At 63.1% G+C, this 16,886-nt stretch carries 9 protein-coding genes and 2 pseudogenes; 3 read left to right on the top strand and 8 right to left on the bottom strand.

Annotated features, from left to right (window positions below; all coding sequences use genetic code 11):
• Positions 1 to 22: 22 nt before the first annotated feature.
• The 6 genes and pseudogenes from DBR00_RS20995 to DBR00_RS09485 form a co-directional block, all read right to left on the bottom strand.
• Positions 23 to 1,501 (bottom strand): annotated as a pseudogene (locus DBR00_RS20995) (acetyl/propionyl/methylcrotonyl-CoA carboxylase subunit alpha); the annotation flags it as partial.
• 113 nt (positions 1,502 to 1,614) lie between these two features.
• Complete coding sequence (gene ispA, locus DBR00_RS09505; RefSeq protein ID WP_108489657.1) at positions 1,615 to 2,502, bottom strand: (2E,6E)-farnesyl diphosphate synthase; 888 nt, start codon at positions 2,500 to 2,502, stop codon at positions 1,615 to 1,617.
• On the bottom strand, positions 2,499 to 2,744 hold the full coding sequence (locus tag DBR00_RS09500; RefSeq protein ID WP_090255704.1) for an exodeoxyribonuclease VII small subunit: 246 nt from the start codon (positions 2,742 to 2,744) through the stop codon (positions 2,499 to 2,501). The genes ispA and DBR00_RS09500 overlap by 4 nt, the downstream gene beginning before the upstream one ends.
• Before the next feature lie 169 nt (positions 2,745 to 2,913).
• The gene (locus DBR00_RS09495) at positions 2,914 to 3,369 is read right to left on the bottom strand and encodes a DUF2214 family protein (RefSeq protein WP_108489656.1); all 456 of its coding nucleotides are present in this window, start codon (positions 3,367 to 3,369) and stop codon (positions 2,914 to 2,916) included.
• 19 nt (positions 3,370 to 3,388) lie between these two features.
• The gene (locus tag DBR00_RS09490) at positions 3,389 to 4,417 is read right to left on the bottom strand and encodes a sensor domain-containing diguanylate cyclase (protein WP_108489655.1); all 1,029 of its coding nucleotides are present in this window, start codon (positions 4,415 to 4,417) and stop codon (positions 3,389 to 3,391) included.
• A complete protein-coding gene (locus tag DBR00_RS09485) occupies positions 4,404 to 5,816 on the bottom strand; it encodes an MATE family efflux transporter (protein WP_108538045.1) in 1,413 nt (470 codons plus the stop codon). The genes DBR00_RS09490 and DBR00_RS09485 overlap by 14 nt, the downstream gene beginning before the upstream one ends.
• Before the next feature lie 144 nt (positions 5,817 to 5,960).
• Between DBR00_RS09485 and DBR00_RS09480 the strand changes: the two genes are divergently transcribed.
• On the top strand, positions 5,961 to 10,883 hold the full coding sequence (locus DBR00_RS09480; protein ID WP_108488245.1) for an alpha-2-macroglobulin: 4,923 nt from the start codon (positions 5,961 to 5,963) through the stop codon (positions 10,881 to 10,883).
• Positions 10,884 to 10,934: 51 nt separating this feature from the next.
• Here DBR00_RS09480 and DBR00_RS09475 read toward each other — a convergent pair whose 3' ends face one another.
• Complete coding sequence (locus DBR00_RS09475; protein ID WP_108488246.1) at positions 10,935 to 11,228, bottom strand: hypothetical protein; 294 nt, start codon at positions 11,226 to 11,228, stop codon at positions 10,935 to 10,937.
• 154 nt (positions 11,229 to 11,382) lie between these two features.
• Positions 11,383 to 12,870: a M4 family metallopeptidase gene (locus DBR00_RS09470; protein WP_108488247.1), complete on the bottom strand. Its 1,488-nt coding sequence runs from the start codon at positions 12,868 to 12,870 to the stop codon at positions 11,383 to 11,385.
• 350 nt (positions 12,871 to 13,220) lie between these two features.
• On the opposite strand from DBR00_RS09470, the gene pbpC reads away from it, so the two are divergent.
• Together pbpC and DBR00_RS21450 are read left to right on the top strand one after the other, a co-directional pair.
• Positions 13,221 to 15,590: a peptidoglycan glycosyltransferase PbpC gene (gene pbpC / locus DBR00_RS09465; RefSeq protein ID WP_177479941.1), complete on the top strand. Its 2,370-nt coding sequence runs from the start codon at positions 13,221 to 13,223 to the stop codon at positions 15,588 to 15,590.
• A gap of 164 nt (positions 15,591 to 15,754) precedes the next feature.
• Positions 15,755 to 16,816 (top strand): annotated as a pseudogene (locus DBR00_RS21450) (cache domain-containing protein); the annotation flags it as partial.
• Between the last annotated feature and the right edge of the window lie 70 nt (positions 16,817 to 16,886).

The following is a 16,886-nucleotide window of genomic DNA, read 5'->3' as shown; positions in this document are numbered from 1 at the left end:
ACCACACCCGTGCTGTGGGTCAGCAGGGGCAGGCAGCCTGACGGTGCGTCCGCGACTGTTTCAGCGGCTGGGCCGGCGCTCTGCGTAGCGGCAAAAAACGGTGCGGATGAGCCTGGTCTTGCACGGCCAGCAGCTCGTTCAGATGGCTTTCGACAAAGCGCGTGGTCAGCTGATAGCTCGCCACCTGCGGTAGGCGCAGCAGGTTCTGCAGCAGGTGTAGGTTGCTCGCCACGCCTTCCAGGCGAAATTCGCACAGTGCACGGTAGGCGCGGCGCAGCGCGCTGGGGTAGTCCGGTGCATGGGCGATCAGCTTGGCCAGCAGTGAGTCGTAACTGGGGCTGACCGGGTAGCCGGCGTAACCATAGCCATCCACACGCAGACCGGGACCGCTGGGCGGCTGGTAGGCCGTCAGGGTGCCAGCGGCCGGGCGGGTGCTGCCATCGGCACTCATGCTTTCCAGGTTGATCCGCAGCTGCACGGCGCAGCCATTAAGCGGCGGTGGTTGCAGCAGGCCGAGCTCGGCCAAGGTGTGGCCGGCGGCCAGTTTGAGCTGGGTGTGCAGCAGATCGACGCCGGTGACCTGCTCGGTGACGGTGTGCTCGACCTGAATGCGCGGGTTGGCTTCCATAAAGTAAAAGCGTTCTGGCTGCTCGGCATCCAGCAGAAATTCGAAGGTGCCCAGGCCCTGGTACTTCGCTGCACCGGCTAGTTTCAGCGCGGCCGCGATCATCCCTTCGCGGGTGGCCGCGGGCAGGTCCGGGCTGGGGGCGATTTCCACCAGCTTCTGCTGGCGACGTTGCAGGCTGCAGTCGCGCTCCCACAGATGGCTCACCGCGCCCGTGCTGTCGCCCAGTACCTGAATTTCGATATGCCGGGCCTGGTTGACCAGCTGTTCGATATACAGCGCATCGTTGCCAAAGGCGGCGCGGGCTTCGGATTGGCAGCGGGCAAAGGCCTCGTCCAGCTCGTCAGCACTGAACACCGGGCGCATGCCACGGCCGCCGCCACCCGCCAGGGCCTTGAGCATGACGGCGTCATGTTCAACGAGAAAGCCACGGGCTTCCTCCAGGCTGATCGGCCGATTGATCCCCGCCACCAGCGGCACGGCGCAGCGTTCGGCTAACGCCCGCGCCGCGGCCTTATCGCCAAACAGTTGCAGCACCTCGCTGCTGGGGCCGACAAAACACAGCCCAGCGGTCTGGCAGCGGCGGGCGAATTCGGCGTTCTCCGCGAGAAAGCCATAGCCGGGGTGTACGGCATCGCAGCCCTGCGCCAGGGCAATCTCGATCAGCTGGTCCATATCCAGGTAAGCCGGTACGCCACGGCCCTTGAGCGCCACAGCGCTATCGGCCTGGCGCACATGCAGAGAGGTGGCATCGTCTTCGGCGTAGAGGGCGACCGAGCGGATGCCCAGCTCACTGGCGGCGCGGGCGATGCGGATGGCGATTTCGCCTCGGTTGGCGATCAGCAGGGCGGCGAAGGGCGCAGTCGTAACGGGCATGATGGCTCCAGATTTTTATTCTGCAGCCATCTTAGGCGCTCTGTGGGCGAGGTAAACCAAGCCTTAGCGGGTGAGGGTTGGGCTATTGATACGGGTGATAAAGCGCTGATGGGCTAGCTGCGTCGTTCGACGATATAGCGCGCCAGATCGCGCAGCGGCTCTGCAGCCTGATCGAATCGGCGCAGGGCGTGCAGTGCCTGGTCGCGCAGTTCCAGGGCGTAGGCCTTGGCCGCGTCGAGGCCGAGCAGGGCCGGGTAGGTCGGCTTGTCGTGGGCCTGGTCCTTGCCCTGGGTTTTGCCCAGGGTGGCGGTGTCGCTTTCCACGTCGAGGATATCGTCCTGCACCTGGAAGGCCAGGCCGATGGCGCGGGCGTAGGTGTGCAGGGCTTTTAGTGCGTGCTCATCAGCCCGGCCACTGGCCAATGCGCCGAGCTGTACGCTGGCTTCGATCAGCGCGCCGGTTTTGTGCCGGTGCATGATTTCCAGTGCGTTCTGGTCGAGGGTCTGGCCCACTGAGCCGAGGTCGATGGCTTGCCCGCCTACCATGCCGGCCGGGCCAGCGGCGCGCGCCAGGGCGCTGAGCATGGCCAGACGCAGGTCGGCGTCATGCGGGTTGTGTGTGGCGTCAGCGAGCACTTCAAAGGCCAGGCTCTGCAGGCCGTCGCCAGCAAGAATCGCGCAGGCTTCATCGAAGGCGATATGCGTGGTCGGCTGGCCGCGGCGCAGGTCATCATCGTCCATGGCCGGCAGGTCGTCATGCACCAGCGAGTAGGCGTGAATCAACTCGACTGCACAGGCCGCCGTGTTGGCCCGTTCAGGAGTGCCGCCGAGGGCTTCGCAAGCGGCGTACACCAGCAGGGGGCGCACGCGCTTGCCGCCATTAAACAGGCTGTAGCGCATGGCGGCGTAGAGACGTTCCAGCTCGGGGCGTGGGCTGCTCAGGAGATTTTCCAGGGCGGCATCGACGCGGCGTTGGCAGCTGCTCTGGTAGGCCGCAATCATGCCTGTTGGTCCGCGTCGAAGGGGGCTTCCTCCAGCTCGCCGTCGCGTTCCATGAGGATCTGCACTTTCTGTTCGGCCTGAGCCAGGGCCGCCTGGCAATCACGGGTCAGGCGCACGCCTTGCTCGAAGGCCGTCAACGAGTCTTCCAGCGACAGCTCGCCGTTTTCCAGACGCTCGACCAGGTTCTGCAGATCGGTCAGGGATTGCTCGAAGTCGAGCGCGGCTTTTTTGCGGGCGGCCATGGCGGATATCTCGGGGTAGATCGGGGAATTGGAACCGGCGCGACACTAGCAGAGCCATGGCGCGCGGGCAAATCAGTGGGCGTGATCGGGGTCTTTGGGGCGCTTTAGCGGCGAGGGGTTATCGCGGCTAAAGCCCTTCCCACAAGACGGTTGCTTATTCAGCCGGCGGTCAGCCGATGACGCCGTGACCGCGTGCCATCATGACTGCCAGTAATGGGATGGTCAGCAGCAGCAACAGCTCCAGGCGAATCACCAGGATCACCAGGCGCGCCTTGGCGGGGCTGACCTGCGGCACTTCGCCGGCCTTGAGGCTGTTGCGCCAGTTGAGGAAGACAAAAGTCGGCACCACGGAAATCAGCCCGACCAGGATAAACAGGCCGACTTTGGCGTGAAACAGGCTGTTGCTCAGGTAGTAGCCCAGGCCCTTGCCGTACCAGAGCACCCGCGCCAGGCCAGTAAACAGCACCACCCCGGCACTGATGCCGTAAGCGATATCGGTGATGATCAGGCTGCGTGCGCGGCGCACGTCCAGCGGCAGTTTGAATTGCACATGCTCGACGCTGAGCAGGGCGAACAGCACGAAAATCGACAGGTAATGCAGGTAGGCAGCCAGTGCTTGGGCCATGTGGGCATCCTTTCTAGGGTCAGTGGGCGAATTCAACCCGGTTACGGCCATTGCCCTTGGCCTGATAGAGAGCCTGGTCGGCGCGTTTCATGGTGCTGCTGGGTGGTTCCCCGGCGCTGCGCAGGGCCGCGCCGATGCTGATGGTCAGGTGCAGTGGCTGGTTGTCGGTTTCCACTGGCTCCTTGCTCAGGGTGTTGCGAATCCGCTCGGCAATCTGCAGCAGCTCGTGTGTGTCATGCACCAGCAGCAGCACCACGAACTCCTCGCCGCCACTGCGGGTGACTACATCCTGCGGGCGTACGGCAGCGCTGATGCGTCGCGCAGTTTCCCACAGCACCTGATCGCCGGCGGCGTGGCCGTGGTTGTCGTTAACCTTCTTGAAGTAATCGAGGTCGCAGAACAGCACGCCGAGGCTCAAACCCAGTTCGTCGGCCTGCTGCTGGTGCCTGGGCAGGAAGTGATCAAGGCCGGCGCGGTTCCACAGCTGGGTCAGCGGGTCGAGCATGGTCTTGCGCTGTTCGCGGCTCAGGGCCGCGCGCAGCTGTTCAGTCTGAGCGCTGACATGGCGCAGTTTCAGGTAGCCCTCCACCAGCACGGCCATGTCGATAAACAGGCGCAGCTGTTTGTCGCTCAGTTGCCGGGGGGCCGGGTCGATCAGGCACAGGGTGCCGAGCGGCTGACCCTCTTCGGAGAACAGCGGTTGGCCGGCATAGAAACGGATCTGCGGGTTGTTGATCACCACCGGATTGTCGTGAAAACGCAGGTCGTTGTAGGTGTCTTCGACAATCAGCGGCTGGGTGTCGAGAATCGCGTGGGCGCAGAAGGAGATGGTTCGCGGGGTTTCGGTGATGTCCAGACCGATGCGTGACTTGAACCACTGGCGGTCATGGTCGATCAGGCTGATCAGTACGGTCTTGACCGCGAAGACCTCGCGTACCACCCGCACCAAGGTGTCGAGGTAAGGGTCGGCGGGTGTGTCGAGCAATTCGTTGTCATCGAGAATCTGCTGGCGCAGGACTTCATCGCAGGGCATTTCAGGGCTGAGCATGGGGTGCTCCTGATGGGCTGGGGGCGAACCATTGGTCGGCACGGCTCAGGTGATAAGCATAGCCACCCAGGCACAGGCTGCGCAGCCCCATAAAAATCAGGAAGGCCAGCCACAAGCCCTGGTTACCCAGCGGTTGCAGGGCCCAGGCCAGCGGCAGGCTGAGCAGCAGCGCAAGGAGCATGGCGTTGCGCATCTCGCGGGCGCGGGTGGCACCGATAAACAGGCCGTCGAGCAGGTAGCTCCAGACCGCAATCAGCGGCAGCAGGGCGAGGTACGGCAGGTAGGCGAATGCGGTTTCGCGCACTGCCGCGATATCGGTCTGCAGGCTGATAAACCAGTGCCCGCCGAGCAGGAATAACAGCGCAAACCCCAGGCTCGCAAGCAATGACCAACCACCCGTGACGATGAGCGTGCGCCGCAGCACCTGTCGGTCCCGCGCGCCCAGTGCGTGTCCGCACAGGGCTTCCAGCGCATGGGCCAGGCCATCCAGGGCATGGGCCGTCAACAGCAGGCCGTTGAGCAGCAGGGCATTGGCCGCCACCGTCGCATCGCCCAGGCGTGTGCCCTGAACGGTGATCAGAAAGAACACCGCCTGCAGGGCCAGGGTGCGGATAAAGATGTCGCGGTTGACCGCCAGCAGCGGGCGCCAGTTCAGCCAGCGGCGCAGTGCGGCCCAGTCCAGCCTACCGCTGTAGGCACGCAAGGCGCGGCGTGCCAGGTACAGGCCGAGCAGGGCACCGCTCCACTCGGCAATCACCGACGCCCAGGCGGCACCGGCCACGCCCCAGTGCAGGCCGAGGACAAACAGCAGATCGAGGGCGACATTCAACAGGTTGGTGGTCAGCAGAATGGCCAGCGGTCCGCGCGCGTTCTGCGTCCCCAGCAGCCAGCCAACCAGGGCATAGGTGGTCAGCGCTGCGGGAAGGCCAAATAGGCGGATATACAGGTAGCTACGCGCCAGTTCATCAAGTTGCGCTGAAGGCTGCATCAGCGCCAGGGCGGCGCTGCTCAACGGAATGGCCAGGCCGATCAGCACCACCGCCAGCAGCACGCCGAGCAGCAGACCCTGCAGCAACACCTGACGCAGCGCACCCCCGTCGTTGCGTCCGGCGGCTTGAGCGCTGAACCCGGTGGTGCCCATGCGCAGGAAACCTACCGCCCAGGTCAGCAGGGTATACAGGCTGCCGCCCACGGCTACCGCAGCCAATTGGTGGGCGTGCGGCAGATGGCCGATCACCGCACTGTCGACCAGCGCCACCAGCGGCACCGAGAGGTTGCAGAGGATCATCGGTGCCGCCAGGGCCCACACCCGGTTGTGGGTGGGCGTGTGCTGCCAGGCATCGCGTACGGCGTTTAGCAAAGGCGCTCTCAAACAGGGTTGGCAGAACTGCAACGACATGCACAGCTGTGTCACAGACGGGTTATTAAACACGGAACGACCGGCCTGTGCTGGCGCGAAATTTTGCGTACATGCGCTTAGTTCTGCACAAGCGTCTCGACTATAGTGTCAGGCCTCTGCATCTACCCTTGTTGGAGCCCCGCAATGCCGAAGAATGGACTGCTTCTGGCACTTGTCCTGAGTCTGCTCAGCGCCTGTGATTCATCCACCCCTGGGCCTGCCGAAGTGACGGCGACCCACGCGCCCTCCGCGAGCAGCGAGGCCGCCAAACCGGCGGTCGACCGCCAAGCACTGGCCGAACGCTACGCCGGCCGTGAACTGACCGTGGTGGATGTCTCGGAAGTGCAACTTGAGGGCGCCAGCACCCTGTCGATCAGCTTCTCGGTGCCGCTCGATCCCGAGCAAAAGCTCGCCGAGCGCCTGCATCTGGTGGATAGCAAAGACGGCAAGGTCGACGGTGCCTGGGAATTGAGCGACAACCTGATGGAGGTGCGCCTGCGCCACCTGGAGCCGCAGCGCAAGCTGGTGCTGACGGTGGATGCCGGGCTGCTCGGGCTGAATGGCAAAAGCCTCGCCGCCGAGCAGGTCACTCGCCTGGAAACCCACGACCTGCAAGCCAGCGTCGGCTTCGCCAGTCGGGGTTCCCTGCTGCCGACGCGCCTTGCCGAAGGCCTGCCGGTGATTGCGCTGAACGTTGATAAGGTGAATGTCGAGTTCTTCCGCATCAAACCCGAATCGCTGCCGGCCTTCCTCAACCGCTGGGGCCGCGCGAGCAATCTGGATAACTGGGAAGCCCGCAGCCTGCTGCCGATGGCCGAGCTGGTCTACGGTGGCCGCTTTGACCTGAACCCGGCGCGCAACACCCGCGAAACCCTGTTGCTGCCAATTGCCGGCCTGGAACCCTTCAAGCAGCCCGGCGTGTACCTGGCGGTGATGCGTGAAGCGGGCAGCTACAACTACTCGCAACCGGCCACGCTGTTCACCCTGAGTGATATCGGCCTGTCCGCACGGCGCTATCAGAATCGTATTGATGTCTTCACCCAGGCCCTGGCCGGCGGTGATGCCCTCGGCGATGTGCGCCTGGAAATCCTTGATGCCGAAGGCCAGGTGCTGGCCGAAGGCAAGACCGATGGCGCTGGCCATGGCGAACTGCCGTTGCCGCCCAAGGCCGAAGTGCTGCTGGCTCATCAGGGTGAACAGACCAGCCTGCTACGCCTGAACACCGCCGCGCTGGATCTGGCCGAGTTCGATATCGCCGGCCCTGTCGCCCACCCGTTACAGTTCTTCGTGTTCGGCCCACGTGACCTTTATCGCCCTGGCGAGACCGTGCTGCTCAACGGCCTGCTGCGTGACGCCGATGGCCGCGCGGTAAAAGCCCAGCCGGTAAATGTGGAAGTGCGCCGGCCGGATGAGCAGGTCAGCCGCAAGTTCGTCTGGCAGGCCGATGACAGCGGTCTGTACCAATACCAGCTGCAACTGGCCGACGAAGCGCCGACCGGACGCTGGCAGTTGCTGTTCGACCTCGGCGATGGTCGTCAGCAGCTCTACGAGTTCTCCGTGGAAGACTTCCTGCCCGAGCGCATGGCCCTGGAGCTCAAGGGCAGCGACGTGCCTTACAGCCCGGCAGAAAATGCCCAGTTCGACGTGACGGGACGCTACCTGTATGGCGCACCGGCCGCTGGCAATCGCCTCAGCGGCCAGCTCTATGTGCGCCCGCTGCGTGAGGCGGTGGCGAGTTTGCCGGGCTATCAGTTCGGTTCGGTTACCGAAGAAGAGTTGAGCGAGGACATCGAGCTGGATGAAACCAGCCTCGACGAGCAGGGCAAGGCCAGTCTGGATATCGAAAGCCGTTGGAGCGATGCCAAATCGCCGCTGCGTTTGATTCTGCAAGCCAGCCTGCAGGAGTCTGGTGGTCGGGCGATTACCCGGCGGATTGTCCAGCCGGTCTGGCCGGCCGAGCGCCTGCCGGGGGTGCGCGGGCTGTTTGACGGCGAAGAAGTGGACGCCGACAGCCTGGCCGAGTTCGAAGTGCTGGTGGCCGATGCCGAGGGCAACAAGCTGGCGGCTGATCAGCTCAGCGTGCGCCTGATTCGCGAGCGCCGTGACTACTTCTGGAACTTCTCCGAGAGCGATGGCTGGAGCCACAACTACACCGAGAAATTCCTCACCCTTAACGAAGAAACCCTCAAGGTCGCTGCCGGTGGCACCGCCAAGATCAGCTTCCCGGTGGAGTGGGGCCCGTACCGCGTCGAAGTGATTGATGCGCAGACTGGCCTGCTCAGCAGCCTGCGTTTCTGGGCCGGCTACCGCTGGCAGGACAACGCCGACGGCGGCGCCGTGCGCCCGGATCAGGTCAAGCTGGCGCTGGATAAACCGGCGTACGTCGATGGCGACACCGCCCAGGTCACCGTTACCCCACCTTCTGCGGGCAAGGGCTACCTGATGGTGGAGTCCAGCGAAGGGCCGCTGTGGTGGGAAGAGATCGAGGTGCCGGCCGAGGGCAAGACCTTCGACATTCCGATTGCCAAGGACTGGGCACGGCATGACCTGTATGTCAGCGCCCTGGTGATCCGTCCCGGCGAGCGCAAGAGCAATGCCACCCCTAAACGTGCGGTCGGCCTGCTGCATCTGCCGCTGGAACGTGCGCCGCGCAAACTGGCGCTGAGCCTCACCGCGGCGGAGAAGATGCGCCCCAATCAGCCGCTCAAGGTCAAGGTGCAGGCGCGCAACGCCGACGGCAGTATCCCGAAACAGGCGCAGGTGCTGGTGGCCGCGGTGGATGTCGGCATCCTCAATATCACCGACTACGCGACGCCCGATCCGTTCGCCAACTTCTTCGGGCGCAAGGCCTATGGCGCGGATCAGTTGGACATCTATGGGCAGTTGATCGAAGCCGGCCAAGGCCGGGTGGCCAAGCTGGCCTTCGGCGGTGACGCGGCGCTGGCCGGTGGCGGCAAGCGCCCGGATACCAGCGTGCTGATCGTCGCGCTGCAGAGCCAACCGTTGAAACTGAACGAACAGGGTGAAGGCGAAGTCAGCCTGAATATCCCCGACTTCAACGGCGAACTGCGTCTGATGGCACAAGCCTGGACCGATGAGCACTACGGCATGGGCGAAGGCAAGACAGTGGTTGCTGCGCCGCTGATCGCCGAGCTGTCCGCGCCGCGCTTCCTCGCTGGCGGCGATGAAACCACCCTGGCCCTGGACCTGAGCAACCTGTCCGGGCGCGAGCAGAAACTCGATGTGCAACTGAGTGCCGAAGGTCAGCTGCGTCTGGCGCAGAACCCCGGTGCGGCGGTGGCACCGATCACCCTGGCCGATGGCCAACGCACCATTTTGCGCATTCCGGTGACTGCATTGGGCGGTTATGGCCAAGGGCGCTTCAAAGTCAGCATCAACGGCCTGGCTCTGCCGGGTGAAGAGCTGCCGCCGTTCAGCCGCGAGTGGACGCTGGGCATTCGTCCGGCCTACCCGGCGCAGTTGCAGCATTTCCGTGCGGTGCTCAAAGATGAGCCCTGGCTGCTGCCGGCCAATGCGCTGAGTGCCTTCGAGGCGGCAGGGCTGGAAGCGCGGCTGGCGATTTCCAGCCGGCCGCCACTCAACCTGGGCGAGCAGATTCGAGCACTGAAAGCCTATCCATACGGTTGCCTGGAGCAGACCACCAGTGGTTTGTACCCGTCGCTGTATGCCGATGCGGCCACGCTGAAGCGCCTAGGCGTAGAAGCCGAGCCGGATGAGCAGCGCAAGCGCTCCATCGAGTTGGGCATCGAGCGTCTGCTGAGCATGCAGCGCTACAACGGCAGCTTCGGTCTGTGGGGCGCGGACAGCGAAGAGGAATACTGGCTGACCGCCTACGTCAGCGACTTCCTCCTGCGCGCCCGTGAACAGGGTTTCGGCGTACCGGAAGAGGCGCTGAAAAAGGCCAACGAACGCCTGCTGCGCTACCTGCAGGAACGTCACCTGATCGAGGTCAACTACAGCGACAACGCCGAGCACAGCCGCTTTGCCGTGCAGGCCTACGCCGGTTACGTGCTGGCGCGCAGCCAGCAGGCGCCGCTGGGAGCCTTGCGCAGCCTGTATGAGCGGCGCAGCGATGCACTGTCCGGTTTGCCGCTGGTGCACCTGGCCGTGGCCCTGCAAAAAATGGGTGATCAGCCGCGCGCTGATGAGCTGCTGGCTGCAGGCCTGGCCCGTGGTCGCGAGAGCAATAACTGGCTGGCCGACTATGGCAGCCCGCTGCGCGACCAGGCGCTGATTCTGGCCCTGTTGGAGGAACACGATCTGGCCGGCAATCGCCGTGAAGAGCGGCTGTTCAACCTGGCCGATGAAGTGGCCGGACAACAGTGGCTGTCGACCCAGGAGCGCAACGCGCTGTACCTAGCCGGGCGCAACCTGCTGAGTAAACCAGAGCCGAGCTGGAGCGCCGCGTTGCAAAGCGGCAGCTTGGCCTTCGAGCTGAGCAATGCCCAGCCGGGGCTCAAGCTTGATGGCAGTGATCTGGCTGCGCCGCTGACTATTCGCAACTCAGTGAGCAAACCGGGTGATACCCCGCTGTATCAGCAGCTGACCCTGTCCGGTTACCCCAGTCAGGCCCCAGCTGCCGGTGGTGAAAACCTCAGCATTTACCGCGAGTACTTAGGCATGGACGGTGAAGCGCTGGACCTGAGCAACCTGCAAAGCGGCGAGCTGGTGCTGGTGCACCTGGCCGTATCCGCCCAGCAGCGCGTACCGGATGCCTTGGTGGTTGACCTGCTGCCGGCAGGCCTGGAGTTGGAAAACCAGAACCTGGCGCAAAGCTCGGCCAGCCTGGATGACGCCAGCAGTGCAGTGAAAGAGTGGCGTGAGTCGATGCAGAACGCAGCGATCAAGCACCAGGAGTTCCGTGGTGATCGCTACGTCGCGGCGCTGGATGTCAACGGCTACGACACCACCCACCTGCTGTACCTGGCCCGCGCTGTTACCCCGGGAAGCTACCGCGTGCCGCCACCGCAAGTGGAGTCGATGTACCGGCCGAACTGGCAGGCCTTGGGCACCACGCCGGGGCGTCTGGTGGTCAAGGAGCGCTAGAACGCACAAGGCCCGCCAAGTTGGCGGGCCTTGTTGTTTAGCCGGTGTGATTTAGCTGATCAGACCGCTCAGCAACCACAACCCCAGCACCAGCCAGATCATCCCAGCAATGATCGAGCGGCGGATAAAGGCGCGTACCGCCAGGTACAGCAACCAGAGACCGGCCAGCAGCACCACGATGCTGAGCAATGATGGCGTTACCCCCAAGGCCTTGGACATGCCCGTGATAAAGCTGCTGACCGCGCCGCCGAGCATGCCGAAAAAGCCGCTCAAGCCTTCGACGATAAAGCGGATCACCGAGCCGACTGCCTCGCCAAGGGATTCAAAAAAACCGTCTACACCCATAGTTCTCGTTCCACTCGACCCTGCGTTGATTGCTACTGCGCGCCAGTGTGCCAGTCATTGGGCAGAAGGGCCGCGTTACAGAACATGACCCGCCTGCGCTGGACATAGAAAAGCCCCTGCCTCAGCGAGACAGGGGCTTGTGGCGTAGTCCGTTTTAGTTAAGCAGGGTTGGACAGCTGACACCCACTGCGGCAAAGGCCGCAATGGCGTCGGCAGAGCCATAACTGCGGTTCTGCGCCGACTGGATCACGCCGCAGGCGCCGCGGTTGAAGTCGCTGGTTTCTGTCCAATAAAAACGGTTGGCGTCGACAAACACTTCAAATGCTTTGCGGGTATTCCAACCGACTTTCTGGCTGAGCAGGTAGAACGCGCGGTTATACACCCCGCTTGAGTGGTGAACATCCATTCCCGCGCGGTACTTGTCGGCATGGTCAATGGAGCGGCCGTCACGGCTGGGTTGGTCCATATAGCGCAAAGCGCCGTCACCTTTGAAGATGTCGTAGCCGACCTTCCAGTCATTCTTGCCTTTCATAAAGTATTCGGCCGCTTCGCCAGCCATATCGGAGAACGCTTCATTGATGCCGCCGGACTGGTTGCTGTAGACCAATCCCGAATGCAGCTCGGTAAAGCCATGGCTGACTTCGTGGGCGGAGACGTCCAGCGATACCAGTGGGTAGAAGCGATTACGACCATCGCCGAAGGTCATTGCCTGACCGTCCCAGAAGGCATTTTCATAGCCGTTGCCGTAATGCACCTTCATATACAGCTTGCGGTTGAGCAGCGGGCGCAGGCCACCAAACCAGTTGCCATACATTTGGAACACCACGTTACCGAAGTAGTGCGCGTCGTTCAGCGGCGAGAAAGCGCCGTTGATGCTCTTGAAATCGTTGAACGAACAGGCGAACTGAAAGGGTGTGGTGCTGCTGTTATTCAGGCTGTGGTTGAGGTTGACGGTGATGACATTGCCGCTGTCCATCTGGCACTTGTTGTTGACCAACAGATGCCCGTAGTCCGTTCCATACAGGTAACGGCCACTTTTCAGGTTGCCACCCGGGCCGGTTGCCTGGGCGTGGTTGAGGCCTTCCCATTGATCGAGCAGCTCGCCGCTGTTGGCTTCGATCATAAAGAACGGGCGTGAAGGTTTGGCCCCAGGGACAAAAAACGACACCACGTACGCCAGCTGTGCGCGTTGCTGCGCATCGAGCCGCACAACCAGTTCGCTCTGTTCGTTCTCGCTCGGCAGGCCGCTGGCTTTCAGGCTTTTGGCCATTTCCAGGGCTTGTTTGGCGCTGAGCGTTGGCGTTGCATCGCGTACCAGGTCGCTGCTGATGTCACTTACCAGACGGCCGCTGCGCAGGGGCTGGCTACCGTCGGTAAACTCGGTGATGGCTTCGCCCCACACCCGGATGCCCTTATAGAACTGTTGATAGCGCACGACCTGGGCGCCACCAGGCAGTTGCGCGCTCAGGGTGGCGTTCAGCTCGTCCGGCTGCAGCCCAAGGTCATCATGGATGTCGCTGGTACCGGCTATACCGGGGCGGGTTGGCAGGGTTGAGAGATCAATCAGTTCTGCGGCGAAGGTGCCGGCGGGGGAAACAAGTGCGGCGAGTAGCAAAGTTTTCGGGAAGATCTTCCTGTGCATTGATGTAGCTCCATTGGGTAAGCGGAGGATGGCTCCGTGAGTAGACCGTTGCCTTATGGCGATAACGGTTTTTCACTGGTGTTGGCGCGGCGGGTAGCCAGGCGTTAACAGCGAACCCAAGGTATAGGCGTCAAAAATATGAATATCAAAAAAATGACGCAAAAAGATAACAATGGGCGCAAACAGCTCTAGCGCGGTGCTTTTCCTCGTGTGTTCTGGCGGATATGGCATGTTCTGCCATGGCGTAGCGCTTTTGCACGTCAGGTTTCGAGTTGCCAGCAGATGCCAGAATTATTGAGCAGCGCCGCGTATAGTGCGGCGCTTCAGGGATGTGTGTTGAGAGAGGCGCTATGCGTTCTGGGACGGGTCGGTTGGTGGCAGCTCGCGCTGTTCTGGTGAGGTATTTGCGTCGTCCCTGGCTGGCTATTCCATTGTGCCTGCTGCTGGTTCTTGCAGCCGCTGACCGGTTATTTCCGCTGCCTGTGCCGGGTGATGACCTGGCCCGCGTGGTGTTGGCCGAGGACGGCGCGCCGCTGTGGCGCTTTGCCGACCATGACGGCGTCTGGCGTTATCCGGTCAGCGCCAGTGAGGTATCGCCCTATTACCTGGAGGCGCTGCTGACCTATGAGGATCGCTGGTTCTATCAGCACCCCGGGGTTAACCCGCTGGCGCTGGGCCGCGCGGCCTGGCAGAACCTCAGTGGCGGGCGCGTACTGTCCGGTGGCAGTACATTGTCCATGCAGGTGGCGCGCCTGCTCGATCCGCATGCGCGCAGCTACAGCGGCAAACTCAAGCAGCTGTGGCGCACGCTGCAGCTGGAGTGGCACCTGTCCAAGGATGAGATTCTGACTCTCTACCTTAATCGCGCGCCCTTTGGTGGCACCTTGCAGGGCGTGGCGGCCGCCAGTTGGGCTTATCTGGGTAAGTCGCCGAGCCAGCTGACCCGCGCCGAAGCCGCGCTGCTCGCTGTGCTGCCGCAAGCGCCCAGTCGTTTGCGCCCCGATCGCCACCCCGAGCGAGCGCAGGCGGCGCGCGACAAAGTGCTCAAGCGCCTGGCCAGTTTTCAGATTTGGCCGCAGTCGGCAATCAACGATGCGCTGGAAGAGCCGGTACTGCTGGCTCCGCGTCAGGACCCGCGCCTGGCCCCGCTGCTGGCGCGGCGGCTGAATACGGCGGGCAGCCCACCGCTGATTCGCACGACGATTGATGCCGCCTTGCAGCGCCGTCTGGAAGACCTCTTGCTCGGTTGGCGGGCGCGGTTGCCGGAGCGTACCTCGGCGGCGATTCTGGTGGTGGAGCAGTCGAGCATGGCGGTACGCGCTTACGTGGGTTCGATTGATATCGGCGACACCAAACGCTTTGGTCATGTCGACATGATCAACGCGGTGCGTTCGCCCGGCTCGACGTTGAAACCCTTTCTCTACGGCATGGCCCTGGATGAAGGGCTGATCCATTCCGAATCGCTGCTGCAGGATGTGCCACGGCGCTATGGCGATTACCGCCCAGGCAATTTTGCCGCCGGTTTCAGCGGCGCGGTGTCCGCCAGTGAGGCGCTGGCGACCTCTCTGAATCTGCCCGCTGTACAGCTGCTGGAGGCCTACGGGCCGAAGCGTTTTGCCGGTGAACTGCGCAGTGCCGGGGTACCCTTGCTGCTGCCGCTGTTGGCTGAACCCAACCTGGCGCTGATTCTCGGCGGGGCGGGCAGTCGCCTGGAGGAACTGGTCAGCGGTTACAGCGCCTTTGCCCGCGGCGGCATGGCCGCGCGCCTGCGGTTTCAGCCGCAGGATGGCCTGCATGAGCGGCGGTTGTTGTCGCCCGGTTCGGCCTGGATTGTGCGACGCATTCTCAGCGGTCAGGCGCGCCCGGACCGTGATCCGCGCGCGCACCTGGTGCAGCGCCCGAGCCTGGCCTGGAAGACCGGCACCAGCTATGGCTTTCGTGATGCCTGGGCGATTGGCGTGGCGCCGCGCTACCTGATCGGCATCTGGATCGGCCGGCCTGATGGCACCCCGGTGTCCGGCCAGTTCGGCTTGGCGTCGGCGGCGCCGCTGCTGCTGCAGGTGCATGATCTGCTGGTCAACCGCGACAGCCAGCGCGGCATTGCCTTGCCGGGTGATCCACAGCCGGCCTCGGTCGGCGTGGCCGCCATCTGTTGGCCGCTGGGCCAGCCGCTTGACAGTCGCGATCCCAATTGCCGGCGCCAGCGCTTTGCCTGGACCCTGGATGGCACCACGCCGCCGACCTTGCCGGCGCAGGATCAGCCGCTGGGTTTGGGCCTGCAGGAAATTCTCTGGGTGAATGCCGCCGGGCTGCGTGTGGATGCCAGTTGCCTGGGGGCTACTGTACAGCGCCTGGCGTTGTGGCCGGCGCCGCTGGAGCCCTGGCTGCCGCGCCGTGAGCGCCGCAGTGCGCGCCTGCCGGCGGTTGATCCGCAGTGTCCGCCACGGCATGTGCCCGTCGCTGCGCCGCTGTCGATAGTCGGCGTACGCGAAGGCGACCGTTTACGCCGTCCGGCGGGCAGCGCCGAACCCCTGCGCTTGCGCCTGTCTGCGTTGGGTGGCAGTGGCCGGCGCTGGTGGTTTGTCGACGGCCAACCGGTGGCGGAAACCACGGCCGAAAGCGCGCTTAGCCAGAGTTTCGCGCGGGCCGGCCGCTATCAGCTCAGTGTGCTCGACGAGAGTGGCCAAACCGCCAAACTGAGTTTCAGTGTGTTGCCGTGATCACAGTTCGGAGGGGCCGCGCTGAAAATAGCTAAGGCCAGGTGCCAGGGCGTTAAAGACGCCGGTTGGCTGGTCGATAGGTTATACATCGGTGGGTGATTGAGTTTGTATACATATTTGTATTCAATCAATCTTTTCCAATAATAATCAAAAGGTAAAGTTTCATGAGCGTGTGGAAGCGCAGCATTCAGTGGCAGCTGAGTCTCAGTATGGGCGCAGCCCTGCTTGCCAGTATTCTGATTGTGGTTGGCATTTATTCGGCGGTGGTCAACCGCTTGAGCGAACGCTTCCTGGTTGAGGAAGCATTGCCGGCTCGGGTGTTGGCAATTCGTAATGACTTGGAAAGGGTGCTCACCGCGCCGATTACAGCCAACGCAGGAATTGCCGGCAATAGCTTTATTCAGGATTGGCTGGCAGCAGGCGAAGATCAGGGGCAGCGGGATGCCGTGGCGCGTTACCTGGATGGTGTGCGTCAACAGCAGAACGCCCTGACCACCTCGATTGCCGTGCTGGAAAGCGGCAACTACTTCACCGGCGCAGGCCTGGCTCGGGTCATTAGCCGTGACCAGGCGGAGAACCAGTGGTTCTACAAGCTGGTCGACAGCAGCCGCGACCAGGTGCTGGAAATCGACATTGATAAAGGCACGCGGCTGCCCACCCTGTTTATCAATCAGCGCATCAAGCAGGGCAATAAGACCCTAGGCGTTTCCGGTCTGGGCTTCAGTCTCAAGGCCATGTCGGAAATGATTCGTGACTTTCGTTTTGGTGAGCGTGGCCAGGTCTTCCTGATTGATGCTCAGGGCGAGATCAAAGTGCACCCACAAGCCGAGTTGAGCGGCAGTGGGCGCCTTGCGGAGCTGTTTGGTACAGGCCCCGCTGATCAGCTGCTGAACAGTGGCGGCAAAACCGTGCGTTTCGAGCGCAAAGGCGAAGCCTATCTGGCTGTGGCACAGAAACTTGGCAGCCTAGACTGGTTGCTGGTCAGTGAAGTACCTGAGGCGGAAATCTATGCCGAGGCGCGACAGGCGCTGTTCATGACCAGCGCCATCGGCATTGGTGTGGCGCTGTTGTTCTTAGGGCTGGTGGTACTGCTGGCGGGTGGTCTGGTGCGGCCGATCCGTCAGGTGACTGCTGCGTTGGTGGAAATCGGTGGTGGTGGCGGTGACCTGACCCGTCGCCTGGATGAGTCTCGCGAGGACGAGCTGGGTGATCTGGCTCGTGGATTCAATCGGTTTATTGGCGGTCAGCGTAGTCTGATCAGCGATGTACTGGCGACCAGTGAACGTTTACGCGCCT

It is taken from the genome of Pseudomonas sp. HMWF032 (assembly GCF_003060885.1).
Classification (GTDB): domain Bacteria; phylum Pseudomonadota; class Gammaproteobacteria; order Pseudomonadales; family Pseudomonadaceae; genus Aquipseudomonas.
The sequence above is the reverse complement of the archived record's forward strand: the minus strand, read 5'-3'. Positions and strand labels throughout refer to the sequence as shown.

What these genes read in the sequence shown, in the direction of transcription:
- pbpC (WP_177479941.1), top strand. Translation starts at nt 13,221, where the DNA reads ATGCGTTCTGGGACGGGTCGGTTGGTGGCAGCTCGCGCTGTTCTGGTG.
- DBR00_RS09470 (WP_108488247.1), bottom strand. Translation starts at nt 12,870, where the DNA reads ATGCACAGGAAGATCTTCCCGAAAACTTTGCTACTCGCCGCACTTGTT.
- DBR00_RS09475 (WP_108488246.1), bottom strand. Translation starts at nt 11,228, where the DNA reads ATGGGTGTAGACGGTTTTTTTGAATCCCTTGGCGAGGCAGTCGGCTCG.
- DBR00_RS09485 (WP_108538045.1), bottom strand. Translation starts at nt 5,816, where the DNA reads ATGTCGTTGCAGTTCTGCCAACCCTGTTTGAGAGCGCCTTTGCTAAAC.
- DBR00_RS09500 (WP_090255704.1), bottom strand. Translation starts at nt 2,744, where the DNA reads ATGGCCGCCCGCAAAAAAGCCGCGCTCGACTTCGAGCAATCCCTGACC.
- ispA (WP_108489657.1), bottom strand. Translation starts at nt 2,502, where the DNA reads ATGATTGCGGCCTACCAGAGCAGCTGCCAACGCCGCGTCGATGCCGCC.
- DBR00_RS09495 (WP_108489656.1), bottom strand. Translation starts at nt 3,369, where the DNA reads ATGGCCCAAGCACTGGCTGCCTACCTGCATTACCTGTCGATTTTCGTG.
- DBR00_RS09490 (WP_108489655.1), bottom strand. Translation starts at nt 4,417, where the DNA reads ATGCTCAGCCCTGAAATGCCCTGCGATGAAGTCCTGCGCCAGCAGATT.
- DBR00_RS09480 (WP_108488245.1), top strand. Translation starts at nt 5,961, where the DNA reads ATGCCGAAGAATGGACTGCTTCTGGCACTTGTCCTGAGTCTGCTCAGC.